Genomic DNA, 22967 nt, shown 5'->3' on the forward strand with positions numbered 1-22967 from the left:
TTAGTATTTTATTTTTTATTATCAAAACCCCCATTATTTATTATTAAAAAACCAAGAGGCAACTATGAATATCCAAGCATTGATGCAACAAGCACAAACCATGCAAAAGAAAGTCGAAGCAAACGTCGAAAATGCTAAAAAAGAGCTTGGCAATAAAGAAGTGCATGCAGAAGCGGGCAGTGGTCTGGTAAAAGTAACCATGACAGGTCGTCATGTGGTCAAGCGCTTGACCATTGATCCAAGCTTATTAGAAGATGAGCCGGATATGATCGAAGATCTTATCGCTGCTGCTATCAATGATGCGGTGCGCCAAGCAGATGCGTTATATGAAGAAACCATGGCGGGCGCGACCTCAGGTATGGGATTGCCACCAGGTATGCAAGGTATGTTCTAAGTAGCTGGTTCTTAAACGCTAAAGGCGACATATTAAAGAAAAATGGGATTGTTATCGACATGATACGACCCCATTTTCATAGCTATGATTTATAAACAAAGGACATCACTTTGCTGACAGCCAAATTTGATCAGCTGGTCAAACAGCTGCGTATTTTGCCGGGCGTTGGTCAAAAAAGCGCCCAACGTATGGCGCTGCATCTGCTCACCAAAAAACGCCCACAAGGCATGGCACTTGCTCAAGCGCTTGATGAAGCGATGCGTGATATCGTCGAATGTCAGCGTTGCCATAGCTTTAGCGATGAGGCTGTTTGCCCATTATGCCAAGATCCTAGGCGTGATGATACATTGCTATGCGTGGTTGAGACTGCAGCTGACGTGATGGCGATAGAGCAGACGGCAGGCTATCGTGGGCGCTACTTTGTCTTAGGTGGTCACTTATCACCGATTGATGGCATTAGTGCTGATGATTTAAATATTGAGCAACTGGTCTGGCGCGTCAAGCAAGAGCCTGTTGAAGAGCTGATATTGGCGACCGGTACGACGGTCGAAGGGCAAACGACCGCGCACTTTATCAGTGAGGCAGTCAGTCGTCATGTCAATAAAGTCACGCGTCTGGCGCAAGGCGTACCGATGGGCGGTGAGCTTGAATATCTTGACAGCATGACCCTTGGACAAGCGATGCAAAACCGCTCCTTTTTATAGTCTTCTTATCTTTATCAGATTAAAATCTTGCGCATTTTATTCAATGATGTGGTTATAATTGCTTATATTATTTTATCGCTTTCTCTTTTAATTTTATTAAGACGTGCTTTAGCGTTTTATTCTCTCTTATCAATGCAGGTATCTGCCCGTGTCTAACACTGCTCCAACCGAATCAAACCTTCAAAATACATTTTCGGCTGACGAAGTACACCATTCAGTCAATCCAGCCAAATTAGTAGACCTGCCAGTAGAGCCGGATATTGACGCATTATTAGATATTGCTGATGAGGTTGCCGTCACTTGGGTGCGTAAGCAAAGCCAGTTGGATGAAGTGATTGAGGCATTGACCACTTGCGGGCGTGTGGCATTAGATACCGAGTTTATCAAGCGCGATACCTATTATCCACGCTTAGCACTGATACAGCTAAATACTGGCAATCATGTATATTTATTAGATGCGCCGCAGTTACAACTGAGTGAGCTATGGCAAGCACTTATGAAAGTTGATGTGGCTATCTGGCATGCTTGTGGTGAAGATTTAGGTATATTTTATCTATTGTCCGGCTGCCCGCCACTGACCAATATTTTTGATACGCAAATTGCCTTGTCCTACTTAACAGGTCAATTACAGATGGGTTATCAGCAGGCGCTTGATGAACAGCTCGATATGCATATTGATAAGGAACAAAGCCAGTCAGATTGGTTACAGCGACCATTATCAGATGAGCAAGAGCAATATGCGATTGATGATGTGCGCTTTTTACCTGCGTTATATTTGAGTCTTGAATACGCCCTAAAATCTCAAGGTCTCTATGAGTATGTCTGGGAAGACTGTCAGCTTTACGCCAACGACTTATATGATGCTCAAAATGTTGCAGACGAGCAGATGTATCTAACCATGGCAGATTATCGCTATACCTCTGAGCAAATGGCAATATTGCAGGCGGTAGCCACATGGCGTGAAGAGCTAGCGCGCTCAACCAATCAGCCCCGTACTTTTGTCATAAAAAAACAAGCCGTGCGTGAGATTATCACTGAAAAACCAAACACGATGCGTGAGCTTGCGCATAAGACAACGATACATCGCAGTATGTTGCGACTGTATGGTGAAGAATTACTCAAAGTGATAAAGGAAGCAAAAAATCTGCATCCTGCAGAATATCCAGATTCTCTATTGCCGCCGTATCGCTCAAAGAATAAAGTACTCTCAAAAGCGGTACAAAAAACGATAGATGATCAAGCAAAAGCTACCGGCGTACCCGCTAATGTCTTGATGCGTAAAAAATGGCTTGGGCAATTATATGAAGTGATTGCTTTTGATAAAGATATTAGCGAGTTGCCGCAAGGGTTGAAAGGCTGGCGTCATGATTGGGTAATGCACACCTTTATTCCCGTTATCGAAGCGCATAAAACCGAGCTACAGCAAGGCATGGGTATCAATGTATAGGGTTTAACGCCTGACACTTATCTGCGTTCAAATTGACCATACTGTAAAAAATATCCTGTCTGCTTGGCAACGTTAGTATCAATCAACATGCCGGTATGCGATACAGGCAAGATTAAATGGTCAGCCGCTGCTTCAAGTTTGGTCTCTTTTAAATAGACGGTGCCATCATGCACCAGATGTTCATCAAGCAATGGGTTATGAGCTTGGCGTAATTTGCGATTATGATGTTGCAGAAATATCTGCCCTAAGCCATAAGGACGATTACCTGCAATTACGCCTAAGGTAATATGCTCCGGTAAGGGCGCGACCGTGCCATCTAGCGCATCGACGTACGAGCGTCCCACCACAGCTGGCGTCAAGCGCCAAATATAATCTGCACAAACACTACCTAAATGCGGTGTCCCAAGGGTCACGCAGCGACCAATTTGCCACTTAGGATACTGAGTAACAAAATCACGAATAATCAAACCGCCCAAGCTATGACCGACCAAATGTATCAGCTCATCAGGATGATGATTTTCTTCAAGCCACTTATTAAGCCGCTGACTATTGGTTTGAATACCATCGCGCATACTACGATAGCCAAATTGATGAGTTTTAAATCCTGCTGCTTGTAAGCGTTTGGCAAGTGGTCGCATAATCCAAGCCGTTTGGTGCAGACCATGGATAAGAATGACAAGATTGTTTTTCTGCATATGTGATTCTAACCAAGTGGATGATATGAATAGATTGATAGCCATTTTATTATAGCGCTAAATGTTATTAGTAAAATAAAAACCTCCAAATCAGATGCTGACTTGGAGGTTTATTTTTATCTTTTATAAAGTATCAAAACTAAGACTATATAAAACTGGGATTACATATAGTTTTCGATACTTGGGCAAGAACACATGAGGTTTTTGTCACCATAGGCGTCATCGACACGTGCCACACTTGGCCAGAACTTATTAGTGCGGATATAAGGCAGTGGGAATGCTGCTGTCTCACGGCTGTATGGATAGGTCCATTCGCCATCAATTACCATCGCAGCTGTATGCGGGGCATTGACCAATGGATTGTTCTCTAACGTCCAGTTGTCTTCGCCCGCTTTGGCTTTCAGCGCTTCCGCTTTAATAGATTTTAGAGCACTAATAAAGCGATCAAGCTCTTCTTTTGACTCTGATTCTGTTGGCTCAATCATCAAGGTGCCCGCTACTGGGAAACTCATGGTTGGTGAGTGGAAACCATAATCCATCAAGCGTTTCGCGATATCGCTTTCACTGATGCCCGTCTCTTCTTTTAAAGGACGAATATCGATGATACATTCGTGAGCAACGCGGCCGTTTTTGCCCGTATATAGCACAGGATAATGGTCTTTTAATTCAGCGGCAACATAGTTGGCATTCAGTAGCGCAAGCTCGGTCGCTTTTAATAAACCATCACGACCCATCATGGCAATGTACATCCATGAAATAGGTAAGATGCTTGCTGAACCATAAGGAGCTGCTGATACTGCTGAGCAGTCTTTTTGGGCATTGTGTACAGGACTTAGAGTATGGTTGGCCATAAATGGCGCCAGATGCGCTTTCATACCGATAGGACCCATACCAGGACCACCGCCGCCATGTGGGATACAGAAGGTTTTGTGCAAGTTCATGTGTAGTACATCAGCACCAACGTCAGCTGGCTGCATCATGCCAACCTGCGCATTCATATTGGCGCCATCCATATAAACTTGACCGCCATGTTTATGGATGAGGTCACAGATTTTACGGATACCTTCTTCAAACACACCATGCGTCGATGGGTAGGTGATCATCAATGCACCTAGACGCGTGCTATGTTCTTCAGATTTGGCAGTTAGGTCATCGATATCAACGTTGCCATTGTCGTCAGTTTTGACCACAACCACTTTCATGCCCATCATCATAGCAGTCGCAGGGTTAGTACCATGCGCTGACATAGGGATCAAGCAAACATCACGATCAGTCTCACCAAGTGATTCATGATAACGACGAATTGCTAGCAAGCCTGCATATTCACCTGAAGCGCCAGAGTTTGGCTGCATAGAGACATCATCAAAACCGGTAATGGCTTTTAATTGCTCTTGCAAGCTATCAATCATGGCAACGTAGCCTGTGACTTGGTCACGCGGTGCAAAAGGATGCACATTGGCAAATTCAGGCCAAGTGATCGGTAGCATCTCACTGGTGGCATTCAATTTCATGGTACAGCTACCAAGTGAAATCATACTGCGGTTCATCGCCAAATCTTTATCTTCAAGCGATTTTAAGTAGCGCAGCATTTCATGCTCGGTATGATGCGAGTTGAATACTGGATGCGATAAGATAGCATCAGTACGCAAATGAGCACTATCAAGAGAGACACGAGCGTCTTCTGGTAGATCATGTGCTTTAGTAACGAACAGCTGAGTTAGGACATTAAAGTCTTTCTGATCGCTGGTTTCACTGAACGCAACGCTTAATTTGGTCTCACCAAGACGCCATAAGTTATAACCAACATTGTCAGCATTTTGAAAGATTTGGCTAGCAAGTTTTTCTGAGCCACAATCAACCACAACACTATCAAAGAATTGATCATGGAGCACATTTAAATTACTATCGTTAGCGTTTTTGATGACGTCAGCGAAGGCAGTCGCAAATGCATGGATACGAGTAGCGATACGCTTTACACCACCTGGACCATGATAAACCGCATACATACCAGCTAGGTTTGCAAGTAGTACTTGTGAGGTACAGATGTTTGAGTTGGCTTTTTCGCGGCGGATATGCTGCTCACGAGTCTGTAGCGCCATACGTAGGGCAGTATTGCCTTGTGAGTCTTTTGATACCCCGATGATACGACCAGGTGCTGAGCGCTTAGCTTTATCAGAGAACGCAAAGTAGGCGGCATGTGGACCACCAAAGCCCATTGGAATACCAAAACGCTGCGTGCTACCCAAAGCCACGTCTGCACCCATATCCGCTGGTGATTTTAATAATACTAAGCTCATGATGTCACTCACGACGCTCACATAAGTTTTATTTTTCTTAACGGCAGCGATAACGTCGGTTAGGTCTTTAACATCGCCTTCAACACCGACATATTGGAATAATGCACCAAAATAGTCGCCTGATTTAGCCAGTTCAAAATCACCAACCACCACTTCCCAACCAAAATATTTGGCACGGGTATTAATGACATCTAATGTTTGTGGATAGACGCGGTCATCAACGAAAAACTGCATAGATTTGCTTTTGCTGACGCGCTTTGACATTGCCATGGCTTCAGCAGCAGCCGTTGCTTCATCAAGCAATGACGCACCAGCAAGCTCAAGACCAGTCAGGTCGATACAAACTTGTTGGAAGTTCAGCAAGGCTTCTAGGCGACCTTGAGCGATTTCTGCTTGGTAAGGCGTGTAAGCGGTATACCAACCTGGATTTTCAAGGACGTTACGTTGGATGACTGCAGGCATACGCACAGGCGAATACCCTTGTCCGATATAGCTCTTATTAACCGTGATGTCATCAGCCATGGTACGCAATTTGGCAAGTGCTGCATGCTCACTCATCGCTACTGGCAAATCTAATTCTTTATGCAGGCGTACTGGTTCAGGCACGGTCTCATTGATAAAAGTTGCCATGTCGCTATAACCAATAGCGCTGAGCAGGTCAGCTTGTTTGGCATCATTTGAGCCAAGATGACGATAAACAAATTCGGCTTCATTGAACAAGCCTTCAAACGTATCAAGTGCTGGATTTTGAGAGATAGTCATGGTGATCCTTGGTAAATATAGGAATAAAGGAGATGGCTATAATAAAAATAGGGTGGTAGCAGGTTATACGTAATGTACAAATTGATCTTGCTCAAAGCGGAACTGGGTATTGTAAACGCCATTATCAGCACGCTCCCCAGCACCAATCATCATAACAATATGGTGATTATCACTCAGTTTTAATAAGCGCTTCATAGCAGGCTCATCGAAACCGCCCATCGGGCAGCTATCAAATCCATGCGCGCGTAAGGCAAGCATCAGGTTTCCAGCCGCTAATGCGGTGTTATTGGTTGCCCAATTTTTGGTATCTTCAAAGGTATAATAAGGCGATTTTATAGGACCCTTTATACGTCTGACTACTTGAATGGCGCTCCATTTGGCTACTGATACCACGTTAGCAGGTCCACGCAAAAAATCTAACGCAACGACTTTGTTGTAGTAGTCTTTGACTTTTTTTGGCACCGGCATATCAGGGTATTCACGCAATATTTGCTTTGCATGGTCATGCCAAACGTCAGTACGAGCAACGACAGCGATTAAACGTGCTGAGGTTTTTGCTGCGTTTTGATTCATACAGTTTTTGACCGCGCGCTTACGCTTACCAGCATCATCAATAACATAAAATTCCCATGGCTGAAGATTGCTTGAGTTTGGGGCAAGCATCGCCAAACGCAGGCAGTCTGCTAATACATCGTCAGGTATCGGCGCATCTGTAAATCGGCGTACCGAACGGCGCGACTCTACCACCTCACAAAATGCTTGCAGCTGCGGGGTGTGACTAGGCGTCGCAAGAATGTCTTTATTGCCAGTATTAGAATTCATAGTAGGATCCATGCTGAGGAATGAGTAATCAGCTTCAGGCATTATCGATTGCATATCTTCAATAATGTCTGACGAGTGATTAATATGAATAAATCAGATAGCAGTTGGGCGTCATAAATTGAGTGCTGAGTGTCTTGAAAATACTGCATTGAAAACACGGTCTTGCCATTATTGTCTTAAAAATAAAGCGCACAGATACCAGCGCTTGCCAGTATCTGTCGAGTTGCTTCTTTTAATCAGTAAACATTTTATAAATGACAATCTTATCAAAGACTGTCTTATCAATAAAAATATTAAAAGCAGCAATACTAAAGTTAAATGCTGCCTTTAAGAGAGCGTAAGACTGATATTACAGCTCGTTTTCGTACTCATCAGCGGTTAGCAGTGCTTCATAGTCAGCGATATTGTCAGGCTTCATTCTGAAGAACCAACCTTCACCATATGGATCAGAGTTGATGATTTCTGGATCATCTTCTAAGGCTTCATTGATAGCAACCACTTCACCTGAAATAGGCGCGTAAACGTCAGAAGCTGCTTTTACTGATTCAACAACAGAGATTTCGTCATCAACAGCGATGATGTCACCAACATCTGGCAATTCAACAAATACTACGTCACCCAATAGGTCTTGAGCATGATCAGTGATACCAACCGTGATAGTACCGTCGTCTTCTAAGCGTAACCACTCGTGGCTGGCGATGTATTTTAGTTCTGCTGGGATATTACTCATGGTTTCTCTCCTAGGTGATAGAGGTTAATTAATGAAAAAGAAAGCTAATAATAAATTTTCTGTTGCCTACGAGTCAAACTGCTGCTTGCCATTACGGACAAACGGTAGTTTAAGCACGCGTACATCGACGAACTTACCTTTACCGCGCAGATCAATTTGCACATTGTCATCTTCTGCTAGGGTAGCAGGAACACGGGCGATAGCGATAGAATTTTTGAGGCTAGGAGAGAAAGTACCACTAGTAATGATACCTTTTTGCTCTTTATCAGTGCCTTGATTAATGGTCACTTCCATACCTTCACGTAATACGCCACGGCTAGTCATTAATAAGCCCACTTGCTTCATAGCAGTATTGTCATCTTTTGACTGTTTGCGTTTGCTGACCATAGCATCGCGACCAATAAAGTCACGATCGTCTTTTAGCGCCAGTGTCCAGCCCATGTTGCACTCATAAGGGCTAACATCTTCATTCATATCATGACCATAGAGGTTCATGCCAGCTTCCATACGCAAAGTATCACGAGCGCCAAGACCGGCAGGCTTTATACCATTGGCTTTTAATTGCTCAAAGAACGCCGGCGCATCATCGCCATGCATAATGACTTCGACGCCATCTTCACCGGTGTAGCCCGTACGAGCGACGAACCAATCTGTACCTTCGATGTCTGTTAAATCAGCACCAACGAAAGGCTTAAGACCAGCTAAGGTATCTGCCCAGCTAGGTTTGGTGTGCGCCAGTTTTTCAACGGCGTTTGGTCCTTGCACGGCAATCATGGCAAGCTCTGGCCGCTCAGTGATGCTGATGTCAAAACCTTCAGCGACTTTGTCAAATTGCGCCATGTCTTTATCGCGAGTAGCAGCGTTTGAGACGATACGGTATTCAGTTTCATCAGAATTTGATAGATAAACGATTAAATCATCGATGATGCCGCCTTCTTCATTTAGCATAGGAGAATAAAGGGCTTTACCAGCTGTTTTTAGTTTATCGACATCGTTAGCTAATAGCTTCTGTAGCCATGCTTTGGCATCCGTGCCTTTGATATCGACAATAACCATATGAGAGACGTCAAACATACCGGCATCAGTACGCACCGCTTCGTGCTCTTCGATTTGTGAGCCATAATGGATTGGCAATTCCCAACCAGAAAAATCCACCAGTTTGCCATCACTCTCGACATGAGACTGATAAAGGGGTGTGCGTTGAGGAGCTTGGCTGTTAGTATTTTGAGTATCGGTCATAACAAATCCTTATGTGGACATTAGCTATACTTAGTAAAAGTATTAGGGCTGATGTACATGATCATAGTAGCGAGAAGCAATATTGCAGGGTACAAGCATTGCAACCAAGGGTAGTACAGAAATAAGATAAAACTATCCGCCAAACAAACGCTTAACGTCAGTTTAGAGGGAAGCCCTATCTGTCCTGTGACCTGAGATTTTCAACACGATCCATCATCGTAATTCTTCAACAGAGCAATGATGTCGCGTTTTCTCCCCTTCGGTGGGTAAGACGTCGTCCGTCCTTACCGCTCTCCAGATTTGTTATGCCTAAGGTTTGAAGAATAATACGCCAATCAGCGTGATGCAAATAAACCGTTATGACATGTGTTTTTCAGTCCTTTTACCTGAGCGATTAGCAGGGTGGATGCGCCTTCGGTGGTCATGTAGCGGCTGTCAGTACAAACTCGTTAATATGAGCATTACTAACATTAGGCTAAAGACTCTCTCCTGAAAAACGCTTTTATTATGAAAGGTTCACAGCTTTTTTACAACCCATCATATAAATTATAGTGAATAATTTTAGCAAACATGCTTTTTTATACGGACAATACACCGAACGACAGCAAAATAGAGTAGATGTGTTTCTGTAAAATTACATAGCGTCAATAAAAAATAAAGCTGAAGCATTTGTTATAAGAATTTAAAAGTATATAATTTATCTATGAGCATCATGCATTACAGTACAAGGGATACAGAGTGCTCATATGAAGATGCTCCTTACTTTCTCTTAAGCTAAGTTGCGATAGTATTTGGGATGCTTTACCTTATCTGAACGTAAAGTCACTACTGATAATGGCCTGAAATATGCTAATCTATGACGATAGTTTCTGATAGGTTGTTTTTATGCATTGCGATATTTATAAATTCCTTAAACATGATGATATGTATATCTATATTGCCCGTCCTGATTATCCGAATGATACGGATGAAATCAAAGATTGGCTGGGTGTGTTACCCAAAGACTTTCGTGCAGGCTTAGGTCGTAGCAAGTTTGTCATGCATCTGGATTTGGCTACAACGCCTACACTTGCTAGAGTGGACAAAGAAGAGGTGCTAGCAAAGCTAGCGTCGCAAGGGTATTTTGTACAATTACCACCGCAAGATGTCATGCGCCGCCAAGCAGAATTGCGTGCCCGTGAATCTCAAGACAGTATTTATAATACGTAATAGTTATAAAATTATATTTTAACAAGGTTTACGTCGATATTTTGCAGCTCCTTTTATCAAGTCTAATTTCTTAGCTGGCTTTTTTGAACAGAGTGTATAGATACAGATGAAATATCAAAATCTATAGTGTCATGCATTTTGGTGAATAGTCATGATAAACTAGCAGTTTATTAATATAATCACTATCCCGCACTATTTACGAACGCAGGTAATAAAACACGCATGGACTGGTTAAAAAATATCTTACACAGCTTACCACTAGAAGCGATCAGCGATATTCTCGGTGAGATTGCTATTTGGTGGGGGCAGCTGGTAAAAGACGTACCGGTAGCAGATTTACCAATGTATGCTTATCTTGGTGGTGTCATTATCGTGTTAGTACTTTGGCTACTGGTCGCGCGTATATTACCACGTCCATTAGGCGGCATGAGTTGGATGATACTGTTTGCTGTATTATTAGCACCAGGTACAGCACTGGGTGACCCAAGTGTGATTGCACCTGCCAGCATCAGTGTGGTCTATGCGATTATGATGAAGGACACGACTGGGGCGATTGCCAATATGCTGCCTATCATGGTGGTATTATTTGTTGGTTTATTTGTTGGTTTTGTTTGGCAGCTGATTCGCGGCGCCTTTGAATCAAGCTTAGATAAAGCTCGCAGTCGTACCGCACAGGACACGCAAGCAAATATGCAGCTAGCTTCTGGCAACTATTTGGCGACAGAATCTGATGAAGTAGGGGCAGTTAAAGATATTGATCCAGCAATTAATCTAAAAAAGGATACGCCTGTATCTAAAAATAATGATTAGTCTGAATGCGATTGCTTTAACGCTATAACCTTTTAAAGTATTTCCTTTCTAGTTGACAGTGTTGATTCCTGATTCCTGATTCATGCATTTTTTCTAATGATTATAAAAGACACCATGCGTGTCTTTTTTTATATGATAAATATCTGCGAACGCATGAGTATTTTGGCAATCAATAAGGCTGTGCTAATCTAAATGACAATTTATTAACGCTCTTAAAACCTTTTAACGATAACAATAAATGAGATTGGATTATGACCGATAAAAAAACCAAATTTACGGGTACGAAAAGCTATATCGCTACTGATGATTTGCAATTGGCAGTCAATGCGGCAATGACGCTACAAAAACCGCTACTTATCAAAGGTGAGCCGGGTACAGGCAAGACTTTACTAGCAGAAGAGGTTGCTGAAAGTTTAGGTATGCCACTGATTACATGGCATATCAAGTCGACGACTAAGGCAGAGCAGGGTTTGTACGAGTATGATGCGGTATCGCGTCTGCGTGATTCGCAAATGGGTGACGATAAAGTCTATGAGATTGGCAATTATATCAAGCCGGGTAAATTGTGGGATGCCTTTACCAGCAAAGAGCGTAGTGTATTATTGATTGATGAAATTGATAAAGCAGATATTGAGTTCCCAAATGACTTGTTGCACGAGCTTGATAAGATGTCTTTTTATGTTTATGAGACGGGCGAAACCATCACAGCGGCGCAGCGTCCCGTGGTTATTATCACCTCAAACAATGAAAAAGAGCTACCGGATGCGTTTTTGCGTCGTTGCTTCTTCCACTATATTGATTTCCCTGAAGAGGAAACCATGCGCCAAATTGTTGAGGTGCATTTTCCCAATATTCAAGAAAAGCTGGTCAATGACGCGCTGGATATTTTTTATAAATTGCGTAACGTTCAGGGGCTTAAAAAGCCACCATCAACTTCTGAGTTGGTTGATTGGTTGACGCTATTATTGGCGGATGATATGGCTCAAGCTGAGCTAGAAGAAAACTTGCGTGGTGAAAAGTCTATTCCGCCATTATATGGTGCATTACTGAAAAACGAAGCCGATGTGAGTTTGTTGCAGCGTTTTGCTAATATGATGCGTCGTTAATATTTGTAGCTTACATTGATTTTAACATCAGATATCAAAGTCAATGCAAGCGCTTAGCCTATGACTGTATCAATTAATGATATCAGCAATATCACCAGATAATAATGTCAGCCAATAAGTGATACGACTCTTATGTTTATCAAACTATTTTACACCTTGCGTACTTATGGCGTGCCAGTCAGTACGCGCGAGCTGCTCGATTTAAATGCTGCGTTAGAGCAAGGGCTGATGATGCAGCCGCATCCTGAAGATCCAGCATTGACTACTTTTGCCAGTCGTGAAGATATGTATCGTCTGATTCGATTGTGCATGGTCAAAGACGAGCGCCATTTTGATAAGTTTGATCGTGCCATGGCGGATTATTTCGAAGGCGTCGATAGTCTAGACATGGATGAGCTGTTGGCCAAGCTAACAGATGTGCCCAAAGAATGGCTCGATTTAAAGCTCGATCCAAAGAACCTGACCGATGAGCAGAGACGTCTGCTAGAAAAGTACGGCTCGCTTGAGGAGTTGATGAAGGCGTTGGAAGAGCGGTTAAAAGAGCAAAAAGAGCGTCATGAAGGTGGTAGTAAATGGGTAGGGACGGGCGGCACTTCGCCATTTGGTGCTTATGGTGACCATCCTGAGGGCGTGCGTGTCGGCGGTGAGTCACGCAAACGTAGCGCTGCCAAAGTCTGGGAGCAGCGTAAATATCGTAATCTCGATGACGATAATCAGCTCGGTACTCGTCAAATTCAAATGGCGCTACGCAATCTGCGCCAGTTTGCACGGACCGGTAGTGCTGATGAGCTCGATATTCATGAGACAATTAAGCGCACGGCAAAAAAGGGTGTGCTCGATATACATATGCAAGCAGAGCGCCGTAACCGTGTCAAAGTACTGATGTTATTTGATGTGGGCGGCAGTATGGATGTTCATGTCGAAGCGCTTGAAAAACTGTTTTCTGCGGCGAAAAATGAATTTAAAACCTTAGAGTTTTTTTACTTTCATAACTGTCTATATGATTATGTCTGGAAGGATAATAACCGTCGCCATAGCGCGCCTATGCCAACCTTTGAATTGCTTAATAAGTATGGCCGAGAGTATCGTGTTATCTTCGTGGGTGATGCGTCGATGTCACCGTATGAGCTGATGACGGTAGGCGGTAGCGTTGAATATATGAATAATGAAGCAGGCATTGTCTGGTTAAAGAGGGTGCTCGCGCACTTTGATAAAGTCGCTTGGCTCAATCCTGAGAATCCAACCTATTGGCAATATACCCAAACTATCGTTGAGATTAAAAAACTGTTTGATAATAAGATGTATCCAATGACGTTACATGGCGTGGAAGATATGACCAATTATATGGCGCGCTAATATTATATTAGCTTTAGAGTAATTGAATGTTAGCTTTGCAGTCAGTTTTTATATGACATAAATCAGACTAAAAAAACAGCTTCTATTATTTAATAGAAGCTGTTTTTTCATAACATTTTAATTGTCTACGATAAGCAATCATTGCCTCATCATTAATAATTAAATAATAGGACGATTCCACGCATCACGTACGGCAAATCTAGCATCTGACCATTCTAAGCGTGAGTTGCCACGTGAATTTAACCAATCTCTCTGCAAGTCTTGCTCTACCAGCTCAAACGTTTGGTCGTTACCATACTGCTTGCGCTGCGCATAACCATAACCATAGGCATTACGATAGTCGGTATCGTAATCATATTGCGGATTATAGTAGTCAGTCGTCGCATGCTGAGTACGCCAGTAAGTGTCTTCTTCCATATTGCCTTCAAACGCATTGGCAACGGCGTTACCAGCTGTTGCACCGACGACTGCACCAACGGCACCGCCTACGACTGAACCTACTGGACCACCTACTGCACCGATAGCTGCGCCTGCTGCTGCACCGCCGACCATACCTGTACCACTACTAACAGGATTTGCTTCTCGTTGTACTTCATTTTGATCAGTAGGATTAACGGCTTCACCAACTTCTTGGCCACCAGCACCACCAGCAACTGCGCCTGCTAAGCCGCCGATTACTGTACCGACTGGACCACCAACTGCCGTACCTACAGCAGCGCCTGCTGCTGCACCGCCCAGTGCACCAGTACCACTAGCAATAGGATGTGGCTTCTCATGAGCTTCTAAGCTATCGGTAGGATTGACCATCTCGCCTGCTTCATGTCCAACTTTGCTACCTGCGATTGCTCCAACAGCGCCACCTACTAAGGTGCCAACTGGACCTCCGACTGCTGTGCCTACGGCTGCACCTGCTGCTGCGCCACTAAGCGCGCCAGTACCAGTCGCTACTGGGTGCGGCTTATCTTCACCATGATGGATCGGCTCAATAGGCTCTCTATGACCTGCATAATGGACGTACTCTTTTGGCTCATAGTTTTCACCATTCATACGGGCATGGGTCTTATCCCAACCATCACGTACCATGTCTTTTGCTTGTAGCCAGGTCATGCGTGAGTCGCCTTTTACCTCATACCAGCGCTGTTCAAGCTCAGCTTCAACTTCTTCAAAGCGTGTAGTATTTGGATAATGCGCACGGGTGGCATAACCTACTGCATAGGCTGGATGATAATCGGTATCATAATCATAATCTTCATGATAATAAGGGCGCGTGGTATGAGTTTCTTGCCAGTATTCATATTCTACTGTTGGGTCTAGCATTTCACCGACTGAACTACCTGCGACACCACCAACGATAGCACCAATAGCACCACCAATCAGCATGCCTAATGGACCACCAATAGCACCAATAGCTGCGCCTGCTGCTGCACCGCCTGTACCACCAAGAGCTGTACCTATTGGATGTGAGCCTGGCTCACCTGTAATGGGGTCAGCGTTGTCATTGACTACTACTGTACGATTGATATTATCCATGAGCTATTATCCTTTTTACTATTATTGTTAAGTTATGAAGAATGATATAAGTAGCCTGCAATCTAAATGACATTAAAATAAAGGTCATTTTTGACATCCAATCTTAGCTTGTCCTCTAAATCAGTGATTGTTAGCTAGCTATTGAAGCTTGCTAGCAATCACTGTGTAGCTGTTCAAATTTCTAATACTTATTTTAATCCTTCGCATTGGCATTACCCTTAAGAAATCTAGTAAGCTTTGCTTGCTAAGTAATATAGCCTAAGGGTGCTGGGCTAGTCTGTAGCACATAGCTGCTACCTGTATAGCATCTATGTAAACGATACTTCTATACTGAGCATTATTGTTAACCAATGATTATCAAAGCGCACAAAAGTAAATAGGATGTAAGTCGAGCTTATTAGAATCGTTATTTCCCAATTACTGATATTATGATAAGGTTTAAGTAAGCACAAAAAAGGCACTATTATTAAGAATAATAGTGCCTTCATTTTTATTAATAAATACTTAATGTGGCTCAGTGAGTCTAAAAAGATGCAGTTTTAGTAGATATGGTATTACTGATGATGAATTGGTGGAGTGTAAATAACCATACTAGGGTCTATTGTGCTGACTCAACCAGTCCAATCATCACGCCCATCTCTTTTTTGTCATGCTTATCTATCGTGGGTGCGTATAAAGCGGATGCAATACCGCCATCTAAAAATAAAGCATTTGGACACTTCAATTCGTTTTTAAATAGTGAGGCAAACTGATAAAAGGCCACGGGTGCTTCGCTATTGACAAATTGTAGACTGCCATCGCTACACACGCCTATACCGTTGCGAATTTTAGCTGAGGTGCCATCAGGGTCAAACTGCGGATGGATAGCATCATTAATGACCAGCATAGGACCAGATTGGGTAGCATACAATGGCTGTGCAATGCCGTTTTTTAGTTGCTCAGCTAAGGCATTACTTTCAGTAATTTGTACCTTGCCAGACTTATCCCACCACAGTACGCCATTGGGTAAGAGGTGAAAATTGCCGCCGCCTTCTTTCAGGTTTAATGCACGTATCTCTTCAGATTTGATGACAGTATAGCCAATGGGTGCGTAATTTTCATTGTACATGCCCGCATTCATGGCAAACTTCAAAGATTGCGATGGGGGCAATGTGCTCAAGAGGTTATCGAAAGTCAGTAGCGGTTGTCGACTGTCAGATTGTTGCCAAAATAATGCTAATGAATAGCGCTTATTTGTCAACAAATCAGACTGAATATGACAAGTACTATAAGCAAACGGTGTGTTGTGTGATTGACATGACCAATCAGTAGAAGCAGTGTCCGTCTGATTGCTATCAGTTGGTTGGCAAGCACTTATACTAACAGTCATAAGCGCCATAAGCATCATTGGCAGTACATGAAGAAGTTTTTTGAAAACAGTGTTTGGCATCAATCATCTATCTTTTATAAGGAAATAAATTGCGTGATTGTCACAGCCAAACACTGTTAAATGGTTAAACAGTTGGCGGTATAAAATCGCGGACGGTATTATTGACATTGCCAATCATTTTACCACCATCAATATTGACGTCTACCTCTCCAACCGTTTTTTCTGTTGGTGCACCGGTTTCTTTACCGATATCGCGCGAGTCTTTATTATAAGCAATCAGCGCATCATTATTGGCTAAAAAGCTCGACGAATCTGCCATTACCCACATCTGATTAAAGACCTCTGACCGCGCATTATGATCAAGTAAGGCACCTTTATCGGTGAAATAAAAGAACTTCGACAATAGCTTAATTTGTCCATCATCCAAACGGCGTGCAATGTGATAAGGCTGCAATTGACTTGGGTGCTGTAAGCCGACTGCGCCAACGATGCTGGCAAGCGATTTTAGGGTATTTTTATGATAACTGGCAACGCGTTCAGCCTTACTTGGTACATCAAGTGCTTTTTGACGATAAGGGTCTTGGGTTGCCACACCTGTCGGGCAGGTATTGGTATGGCAAGAGCGTGATTGGATACAGCCGACAGCAAACATAAAGCCACGTGCAGAGTTACACCAATCAGCGCCCAATGCCAATAGGCGGGCGATATCAAAACCTGAGACGATTTTGCCACTCACGCCAAGTTTGATTTGGTTGCGGATACCTGCCCCAACCAAGGTGTTGTGAACGAATAAAAAACCATCGATCAATGGCATGCCGACGCTATCCATAAACTCAACAGGTGCAGCACCCGTGCCGCCTTCAGCACCATCAATGACGATAAAATCAGGATAGTTATCGGCTTCTATCATGGCTTTGACAATCGCCATAAACTGCCAAGGTTGACCAATACAAAGCTTAAAGCCAACTGGCTTGCCTCCTGATAAATCCCGTAGCTGCTGTAAAAACACAACCAATTCGCGAGGCGTACTAAAAGCAGAGTGCGACGCAGGTGATACGCAGTCTTGACCCATTGGCACTTGACGGGTTTCAGCGATTTCTGGGGTGATTTTTTCTGCTGGCAACACGCCACCCTGACCGGGCTTAGCACCTTGTGACAGTTTGATTTCAATCATTTTGACTTGCGGGTCAACAGCTTTTTCGGCAAATGACAGTGGGTCAAAGTTGCCATTGTCATCGCGGCAACCGAAGTAACCTGTACCCAGCTCCCAAATCAAATCACCGCCGAATTTACGATGATAAGGACTGATAGCACCTTCACCACTATCATGAGTGAAGCCGCCCATTTTTGCGCCTTGATTGAGCGCCATAATGGCATTAGCGGATAAGCTGCCAAAGCTCATCGCTGAGATATTAAACACTGACATATCATGCGGCTGCTTACACCGCTCACCGCCCACAATGATGCGGAAGTCTTTATTCTTAATAGGCTCACTGACAGCAGATTGCAAAAACCATTCTTTACCATGAGCATATAAATTGTCCAAAGTGCCAAAAGCATTGGTATCGCTGACGTTTTTGGCGCGCTGATAGACCAAGGCCCGCTGCTGACGTGAGAACGGCACTTGCTCTTTATCGTCTTCGAGCAAATACTGGCGAATCTCAGGACGGAAATCCTCTAACACATAGCGGATGTGACCGGCGATAGGATAGTTGCTTAGGATAGAGTGCTTAGATTGCAATAAGTCATAAATACCTAGCCCAACGGCGAGACCACCGATGATAATGAGTACCCAGTTGACGAGGAGTAATCCTGCTAAAAACAGCAAGATTGCGGCGCCAAAGGTGCTGTAGCGTAGCAAAACACCGGTTAGGTAAGGGGAGTTGTGTTCAGGCTCAGGGTTCAAATTGGTTCTGGAATCGGGCATAACAAGGCTCAACTATAAAAAATAGGAATTAAAAAATGCGGCAGTAAGTTATTTGGTAACTTTGCCGCTATTCATGATTCAATATAGAAAGATTAAATAAGAGGTTTAAAATGAGCGAAAGCGCTAAAAGCCAACATGTTAAAAGCAGGCCAAACGCCCTTAGGGGCTCAAATTTGTGGTGTGTATCATACGCCTATAATATCACGGCTCCATATCAATTAAGTAACGGCAGACCGATAAAGACCTTGCAATTGCTACTCTCAGGCTTTAATAATTCCAAAAAAAACCCTAAGCTTATGTTTTAATGACTGTTTGTCGCGTAGCTACGAGTAAGTTACCTATAATCAATGGCAGAAAATATTAAAAATAAAATTGAAACCGACTGTCAGTATCTTGTAGCAAGGTATGAAAAGTACCTTGTAAGGTGTGACGAGGACGCGGCATGAAGGGTAAAAAAACAATTATTCAACAAGGGCAATTTGCCAGTTATTGGTTTGAATGACAATATTGATTTTGCGCAGTTTCATAGCGATGTCATTCGCTTGTTTTTATAAGCTTGCGACCGAGACCATGAGATTCCATTTAATCTCACGGTGGCTATAGCGATCCGCCTCCGTATCAGTTGCTTCAATCGCCTCAATCAATAGCTTATGGCACATTACTTTTATTATTGGTATTTAAATAAAATTTTAACGTCTCTTACGCTTTAGCACAAACTAAGTGCTAAAAAGTGTATAGCACTTAGACCAAATCACTTTGTGATTGCATCGAAAGGCTTTAGTATCATTGGTAAACTAAGTTAAAACTTACCTAGCAACTCAATTAGTTTAAACCCCGCTGCCAATCCTTTCAGCCAACGCTTGCAACTTAGGTACTATCATCGCCGCATAGTCTTCGCTTTCCCAATTGGCACTTGGGACACTGGCATTGAGTGAATACGCATATTGCCCAGTCGCAACATCAAAGACACCAACGGCCACTGCTAATATGTCCGTAGAGAACTCACCATCCGATACGGTATAACCATGCATTCTATAATGTTCTGCGGCGTCAGATAAAGCAGCCTGCGCATGGTTATAATCTTCTGCTGATAGCTGCTCTTGTAAATTACTACGAATAACAGCCTGTCGTATTTGCGAACTAGCCGCATAAAAAGCACGTCCAATAGCGGTTCGGGCGACGGGAACGGCTGAGCCAACTTGCAAATTGACCGATAGGCGGGCAGGGCTACGACAACAAGCGTGATAGCGCATCTCCCCTTCGACTTCGGTTGCTAAATTCACCGACACCTCGTTTTGACTGGCAAACTGCCGCAATAACGGTTCAGCTGCTGCCACTAAATCATGACGACTCCACGCTGTTGCACTTAATCGCACCGCACTACTACCCAATTGATACTGTCCATGTAGCGTCACGCGCAAAAATCCAAGCGTCATCAAGGTATGAATCAGACGAGTAATCGTCGCTTTTGGCAATTTTGTCATCTGGCATAATTGCTGATGGCTAAGCGCCTCTTCATGCTCAAAAGCTGCCAATATCATTAAGCCACGTCCAAGGGCAGTGACAAATTGCCTATCGTTGTCTTCTTTACCTTGGGTAAGGGAGCTATTTAATCGATCCAATAATGGTGCAGATACCAGCATATTTTTTCTCATTTTATAACCATCTGAATGAATAAGGGTTTACAGGACGCTAAAATTTTGCTTAAATAGTTTATATTATGAAACTAAGTTTCGCATAGCGGAATTTTGAAGTCAATAGTAAATTTAGCCAAAGCATCATATTCACCATTAATCGTCGGTCAGGATGACTGACAACAAGGAGCACCACATGGCAACTTCTAGCAGCCCACGTTTTGATTGGGAAGATCCATTTTTATTACGTGACCAGCTTACAGATGAAGAGCGCATGGTAACGGACAGTGCGCGTCAGTTTTTTCAAAAAGAGCTGATGCCGGGTATCATTCAGGCCAATCGTAATGAACATTTTGACCGCGATATCATGCGTCAGATGGGCGAGATGGGTCTTCTTGGTGTGACGATCGACGGTTATGGTTGTGCTGGCATGTCAAGCGTGGCTTATGGTTTGATTGCGAAAGAAGTGGAAGCGGTGGATTCGGGCTATCGTTCAGCGATGAGCGTGCAGTCAAGCTTGGTCATGCATCCGATACATGCCTATGGTACAGAAGAGCAGAAAGAAAAATATCTGCCAAAACTGGCAACTGGGGAATATGTCGGCTGCTTTGGTCTTACAGAGCCGGATTCGGGTTCAGATCCTTCATCAATGTCAACGCGCGCGCGCGCAGTGGCAGGCGGTTATGAGCTGACTGGTAATAAAATGTGGATTACCAATAGCCCGATTTCTGATGTATTTGTCGTTTGGGCAAAAGATGATGCCGGTGACATTTGTGGTTTTATCTTAGATAAAGGTATGAAAGGGCTGTCCGCACCGAAAATCGAAGGCAAGTTCTCATTGCGTGCGTCTGTCACGGGTGAGATTGTCATGGACAAAGTGTTTGTCCCTGAAGCCAATGCTTTCCCAGATATTCGTGGTCTAAAAGGTCCGTTTGGTTGCCTAAATAAAGCCCGTTATGGTATCGCTTGGGGTTCAATGGGTGCGGCTGAATTCTGCTGGAAAGCGGCTCGTCAGTACACCCTTGACCGTAAGCAGTTTGGTCGTCCGCTAGCCGCGACACAGTTGGTACAGCTAAAACTTGCCAATATGCAAACGGAAATCACACTAGGTCTACAAGCAGCATTGCGTGTTGGCCGTTTGATGGATGAGGACAATGCGGCGCCTGAAATGATTTCACTGATTAAGCGTAATAACTGCGGCAAAGCGCTAGAGATTGCCCGTATTGCCCGTGATATGCATGGCGGCAATGGTATCTCTGATGAGTTTCATATTATTCGTCATGTGATGAATTTAGAAGCGGTCAATACTTATGAAGGTACCCATGATATTCATGCGCTCATCTTAGGTCGCGCGCAGACTGGGATTCAGGCATTTTATTAAGCGTTATTAGCTAATAAGTATTAGCTAATTTCCCGACCATTAACGTACGTTACTGTTGTGCTTCTTACGAAGCACCTGATAAGCAGTAGCGTGCGTTTTTTAGTTATTAGTCCTCATTTATATCTGGTTTAGCAGTAGTTCTAAAGAATTAGATAAATGAGGACTAGGCACTGTCTTATCATTTTTATCATTATAAAAAATACGTTATCAATAAGGGATTATTATGACTGTCACTACAACCACACAACAGCCTGAACAAGCCAACTTTACTAATAATGCTACCGCTGATATTGCGACTGATGCTGTATCAAAAGGCGCATTGCATGGAATCAAAGTGCTTGATTTGTCGCGGGTATTGGCAGGTCCTTCTTGCACCCAAGTGCTCGCCGACCTTGGTGCCGATGTGATCAAGGTTGAGCGTCCACATATTGGTGATGAAACCCGTCATTGGGCGCCGCCAAAATTCAGCGATGATACATCCGCTTATTACGCTACCATTAATCGCAATAAAAAATCCCTCACGGTAGATATTACGACGTCTGCTGGACAAACCATCATTAAGCAGCTCGCTGAAACAAGCGATATCGTGGTAGAAAACTTTAAAGTTGGCGGTCTGAAAAAATACGGTTTGGACTATGAGAGTCTAAAGCAAAGCAATCCACGTCTGATTTATGCCTCATTAACGGGCTTTGGGCAAACAGGTCCCGATGCTGAGCTTCCGGGCTATGACTATATTATTCAAGGTTTGTCAGGGCTAATGAGCATCACTGGACCTACTGATGGCGAACCACATAAAGTTGGCGTGGCAGTGGTAGATTTATTTGCAGGCTTGCAGCTGACGATTGGTATTCAAGCGGCGTTAATAGCGCGCCAGCATACTGGAATAGGTCAACATGTCGATGTCGCGTTACTAGACAGTGCGTTGGCAATGCTCGCCAATGTTGGTATGAATCATTTGGCATCTGGTGAGGTACCGCCAAGATTGGGCAATGGTCACCCTAACATCGTTCCTTATCAAGTGTTTGCCGGTGCAGGGGAGGAGCATTTCATTTTAGCCTGCGGTAATGACAGTCAATTTGCCAGACTATGCCAGATGCTATCCGTAGAGTGGCATACTGACAGTCGTTTTGCGACCAACCCCCAACGCGTTACCCATCGTGAGCTGATTTGTGAGTGGCTTATAAACGCATTTGCCGAGCATCCACGTGCATATTGGCTTACGCGCTTGCATGAGGCGGGTATTCCTTGCGGTCCTATTCATAATGTTGCAGAAGCTTTGGCTATGCCGCAAGCGCTGGCACGAGGGATGATTGTTAGTTTTGCCGCGCAAGGCAGTCCGGTAAGAGCGCTTGGTAGCCCCATTAAACTCTCAGGCTCGCCTGTCACCTATCGTACACCACCACCGCGACTCAGTGAACATACTGACAGCACGCTTAGTAATTTGGGCTATGACAGCGATATGATCGCCAAATTGAAAGCTGATGGGATTGTTTGATTAAACCCCTGATTGTCTTGGTCGAAGTCGGTTATTACCTGCAAAAGCTCAATGACAATT

General features: G+C 43.7%; 17 protein-coding genes, 3 pseudogenes and 2 riboswitches. Of the genes and pseudogenes, 9 read left to right on the top strand and 11 right to left on the bottom strand.

The annotated features are described in order from the left end of the window. Positions 1-64 precede the first annotated feature (64 nt). The 3 genes from PCRYO_RS04150 to PCRYO_RS04160 all read left to right on the top strand — a co-directional run bounded on the left by PCRYO_RS04150 (position 65) and on the right by PCRYO_RS04160 (position 2545). Positions 65-394 carry a YbaB/EbfC family nucleoid-associated protein gene (locus tag PCRYO_RS04150; protein ID WP_011513146.1) on the top strand — a complete coding sequence of 110 codons (330 nt, stop codon included), beginning with the start codon at positions 65-67 and terminating at the stop codon, positions 392-394. Between the two features lie 110 nt (positions 395-504). Beyond that, the gene (gene recR / locus PCRYO_RS04155) at positions 505-1098 is read left to right on the top strand and encodes a recombination mediator RecR (protein ID WP_011513147.1); all 594 of its coding nucleotides are present in this window, start codon (positions 505-507) and stop codon (positions 1096-1098) included. Positions 1099-1246: 148 nt separating this feature from the next. After that, positions 1247-2545: a ribonuclease D gene (locus PCRYO_RS04160; RefSeq protein ID WP_041753018.1), complete on the top strand. Its 1299-nt coding sequence runs from the start codon at positions 1247-1249 to the stop codon at positions 2543-2545. Positions 2546-2562: 17 nt separating this feature from the next. On the opposite strand, the gene PCRYO_RS04165 is transcribed toward PCRYO_RS04160, so the two are convergent. From PCRYO_RS04165 to gcvT, 5 genes are all read right to left on the bottom strand, one after another. Further along, positions 2563-3240, bottom strand: coding sequence for an esterase/lipase family protein (locus PCRYO_RS04165; protein WP_041753020.1), 678 nt, complete (start codon positions 3238-3240; stop codon positions 2563-2565). A 161-nt stretch (positions 3241-3401) separates the two neighbouring features. Continuing rightward, positions 3402-6299, bottom strand: coding sequence for an aminomethyl-transferring glycine dehydrogenase (gene gcvP, locus PCRYO_RS04170; RefSeq protein ID WP_011513150.1), 2898 nt, complete (start codon positions 6297-6299; stop codon positions 3402-3404). Between the two features lie 63 nt (positions 6300-6362). Then, on the bottom strand, positions 6363-7121 hold the full coding sequence (locus tag PCRYO_RS04175) for a nitroreductase family protein (protein WP_226939332.1): 759 nt from the start codon (positions 7119-7121) through the stop codon (positions 6363-6365). 349 nt (positions 7122-7470) lie between these two features. Continuing rightward, positions 7471-7851 (bottom strand): glycine cleavage system protein GcvH, encoded by a 381-nt coding sequence (gcvH, locus tag PCRYO_RS04180; protein ID WP_011280078.1) that lies wholly within the window; start codon positions 7849-7851, stop codon positions 7471-7473. A gap of 66 nt (positions 7852-7917) precedes the next feature. Then, a complete protein-coding gene (gcvT, locus tag PCRYO_RS04185) occupies positions 7918-9090 on the bottom strand; it encodes a glycine cleavage system aminomethyltransferase GcvT (protein ID WP_011513152.1) in 1173 nt (390 codons plus the stop codon). 169 nt (positions 9091-9259) lie between these two features. Beyond that, positions 9260-9398, bottom strand: a riboswitch (glycine riboswitch). A 56-nt stretch (positions 9399-9454) separates the two neighbouring features. Continuing rightward, positions 9455-9592: riboswitch (glycine riboswitch) on the bottom strand. Between the two features lie 383 nt (positions 9593-9975). Here gcvT and PCRYO_RS04190 point away from each other — a divergent pair. The 4 genes from PCRYO_RS04190 (at position 9976) to PCRYO_RS04205 (ending at position 13571) form a co-directional block, all read left to right on the top strand. After that, complete coding sequence (locus PCRYO_RS04190; protein ID WP_011513153.1) at positions 9976-10299, top strand: YcgL domain-containing protein; 324 nt, start codon at positions 9976-9978, stop codon at positions 10297-10299. 222 nt (positions 10300-10521) lie between these two features. Continuing rightward, on the top strand, positions 10522-11109 hold the full coding sequence (locus PCRYO_RS04195; RefSeq protein WP_011513154.1) for a hypothetical protein: 588 nt from the start codon (positions 10522-10524) through the stop codon (positions 11107-11109). A 251-nt stretch (positions 11110-11360) separates the two neighbouring features. Continuing rightward, positions 11361-12215: an AAA family ATPase gene (locus PCRYO_RS04200; RefSeq protein WP_011513155.1), complete on the top strand. Its 855-nt coding sequence runs from the start codon at positions 11361-11363 to the stop codon at positions 12213-12215. 132 nt (positions 12216-12347) lie between these two features. Then, positions 12348-13571: a vWA domain-containing protein gene (locus tag PCRYO_RS04205; RefSeq protein ID WP_011513156.1), complete on the top strand. Its 1224-nt coding sequence runs from the start codon at positions 12348-12350 to the stop codon at positions 13569-13571. Between the two features lie 789 nt (positions 13572-14360). On the opposite strand, the pseudogene PCRYO_RS13290 reads toward PCRYO_RS04205, so the two are convergent. The 6 genes and pseudogenes from PCRYO_RS13290 to PCRYO_RS04225 all read right to left on the bottom strand — a co-directional run. After that, positions 14361-14540 (bottom strand): annotated as a pseudogene (locus tag PCRYO_RS13290) (glycine zipper domain-containing protein); the annotation flags it as partial. Between the two features lie 90 nt (positions 14541-14630). After that, positions 14631-15101: pseudogene (locus tag PCRYO_RS13475) on the bottom strand (hypothetical protein); the annotation flags it as partial. A gap of 598 nt (positions 15102-15699) precedes the next feature. Then, positions 15700-16530 carry a phosphodiester glycosidase family protein gene (locus PCRYO_RS04215; protein ID WP_011513158.1) on the bottom strand — a complete coding sequence of 277 codons (831 nt, stop codon included), beginning with the start codon at positions 16528-16530 and terminating at the stop codon, positions 15700-15702. Positions 16531-16594: 64 nt separating this feature from the next. Then, positions 16595-18397 carry an FMN-binding glutamate synthase family protein gene (locus PCRYO_RS04220; protein ID WP_011513159.1) on the bottom strand — a complete coding sequence of 601 codons (1803 nt, stop codon included), beginning with the start codon at positions 18395-18397 and terminating at the stop codon, positions 16595-16597. Positions 18398-18858: 461 nt separating this feature from the next. Then, positions 18859-19050, bottom strand: a pseudogene (locus tag PCRYO_RS13295) (septicolysin); the annotation flags it as partial. A gap of 174 nt (positions 19051-19224) precedes the next feature. After that, positions 19225-20040 carry an IclR family transcriptional regulator gene (locus tag PCRYO_RS04225; RefSeq protein WP_226939333.1) on the bottom strand — a complete coding sequence of 272 codons (816 nt, stop codon included), beginning with the start codon at positions 20038-20040 and terminating at the stop codon, positions 19225-19227. A 187-nt stretch (positions 20041-20227) separates the two neighbouring features. Between PCRYO_RS04225 and PCRYO_RS04230 the strand changes: the two genes are divergently transcribed. Both PCRYO_RS04230 and PCRYO_RS04235 read left to right on the top strand, forming a co-directional pair. Continuing rightward, on the top strand, positions 20228-21412 hold the full coding sequence (locus PCRYO_RS04230) for an acyl-CoA dehydrogenase (RefSeq protein WP_011513161.1): 1185 nt from the start codon (positions 20228-20230) through the stop codon (positions 21410-21412). Between the two features lie 223 nt (positions 21413-21635). Then, positions 21636-22907, top strand: a complete 1272-nt coding sequence (locus tag PCRYO_RS04235; protein WP_011513162.1) for a CaiB/BaiF CoA transferase family protein — start codon at positions 21636-21638, stop codon at positions 22905-22907. Positions 22908-22967 lie beyond the last annotated feature (60 nt).

This window comes from Psychrobacter cryohalolentis K5, from assembly GCF_000013905.1.
Classification (GTDB): domain Bacteria; phylum Pseudomonadota; class Gammaproteobacteria; order Pseudomonadales; family Moraxellaceae; genus Psychrobacter; species Psychrobacter cryohalolentis.

Excerpts from the sequence above, each read along its gene's own strand:
- PCRYO_RS04195 (WP_011513154.1), top strand. The coding sequence starts at position 10,522 with ATGGACTGGTTAAAAAATATCTTACACAGCTTACCACTAGAAGCGATC.
- PCRYO_RS04230 (WP_011513161.1), top strand. The coding sequence starts at position 20,228 with ATGGCAACTTCTAGCAGCCCACGTTTTGATTGGGAAGATCCATTTTTA.
- gcvP (WP_011513150.1), bottom strand. The coding sequence starts at position 6,299 with ATGACTATCTCTCAAAATCCAGCACTTGATACGTTTGAAGGCTTGTTC.
- PCRYO_RS04215 (WP_011513158.1), bottom strand. The coding sequence starts at position 16,530 with ATGCCAAACACTGTTTTCAAAAAACTTCTTCATGTACTGCCAATGATG.
- PCRYO_RS04150 (WP_011513146.1), top strand. The coding sequence starts at position 65 with ATGAATATCCAAGCATTGATGCAACAAGCACAAACCATGCAAAAGAAA.
- PCRYO_RS04165 (WP_041753020.1), bottom strand. The coding sequence starts at position 3,240 with ATGCAGAAAAACAATCTTGTCATTCTTATCCATGGTCTGCACCAAACG.
- PCRYO_RS04200 (WP_011513155.1), top strand. The coding sequence starts at position 11,361 with ATGACCGATAAAAAAACCAAATTTACGGGTACGAAAAGCTATATCGCT.
- gcvH (WP_011280078.1), bottom strand. The coding sequence starts at position 7,851 with ATGAGTAATATCCCAGCAGAACTAAAATACATCGCCAGCCACGAGTGG.
- gcvT (WP_011513152.1), bottom strand. The coding sequence starts at position 9,090 with ATGACCGATACTCAAAATACTAACAGCCAAGCTCCTCAACGCACACCC.
- PCRYO_RS04225 (WP_226939333.1), bottom strand. The coding sequence starts at position 20,040 with ATGCTGGTATCTGCACCATTATTGGATCGATTAAATAGCTCCCTTACC.
- PCRYO_RS04205 (WP_011513156.1), top strand. The coding sequence starts at position 12,348 with ATGTTTATCAAACTATTTTACACCTTGCGTACTTATGGCGTGCCAGTC.
- PCRYO_RS04235 (WP_011513162.1), top strand. The coding sequence starts at position 21,636 with ATGACTGTCACTACAACCACACAACAGCCTGAACAAGCCAACTTTACT.
- PCRYO_RS04190 (WP_011513153.1), top strand. The coding sequence starts at position 9,976 with ATGCATTGCGATATTTATAAATTCCTTAAACATGATGATATGTATATC.
- PCRYO_RS04175 (WP_226939332.1), bottom strand. The coding sequence starts at position 7,121 with ATGAATTCTAATACTGGCAATAAAGACATTCTTGCGACGCCTAGTCAC.
- PCRYO_RS04220 (WP_011513159.1), bottom strand. The coding sequence starts at position 18,397 with ATGCCCGATTCCAGAACCAATTTGAACCCTGAGCCTGAACACAACTCC.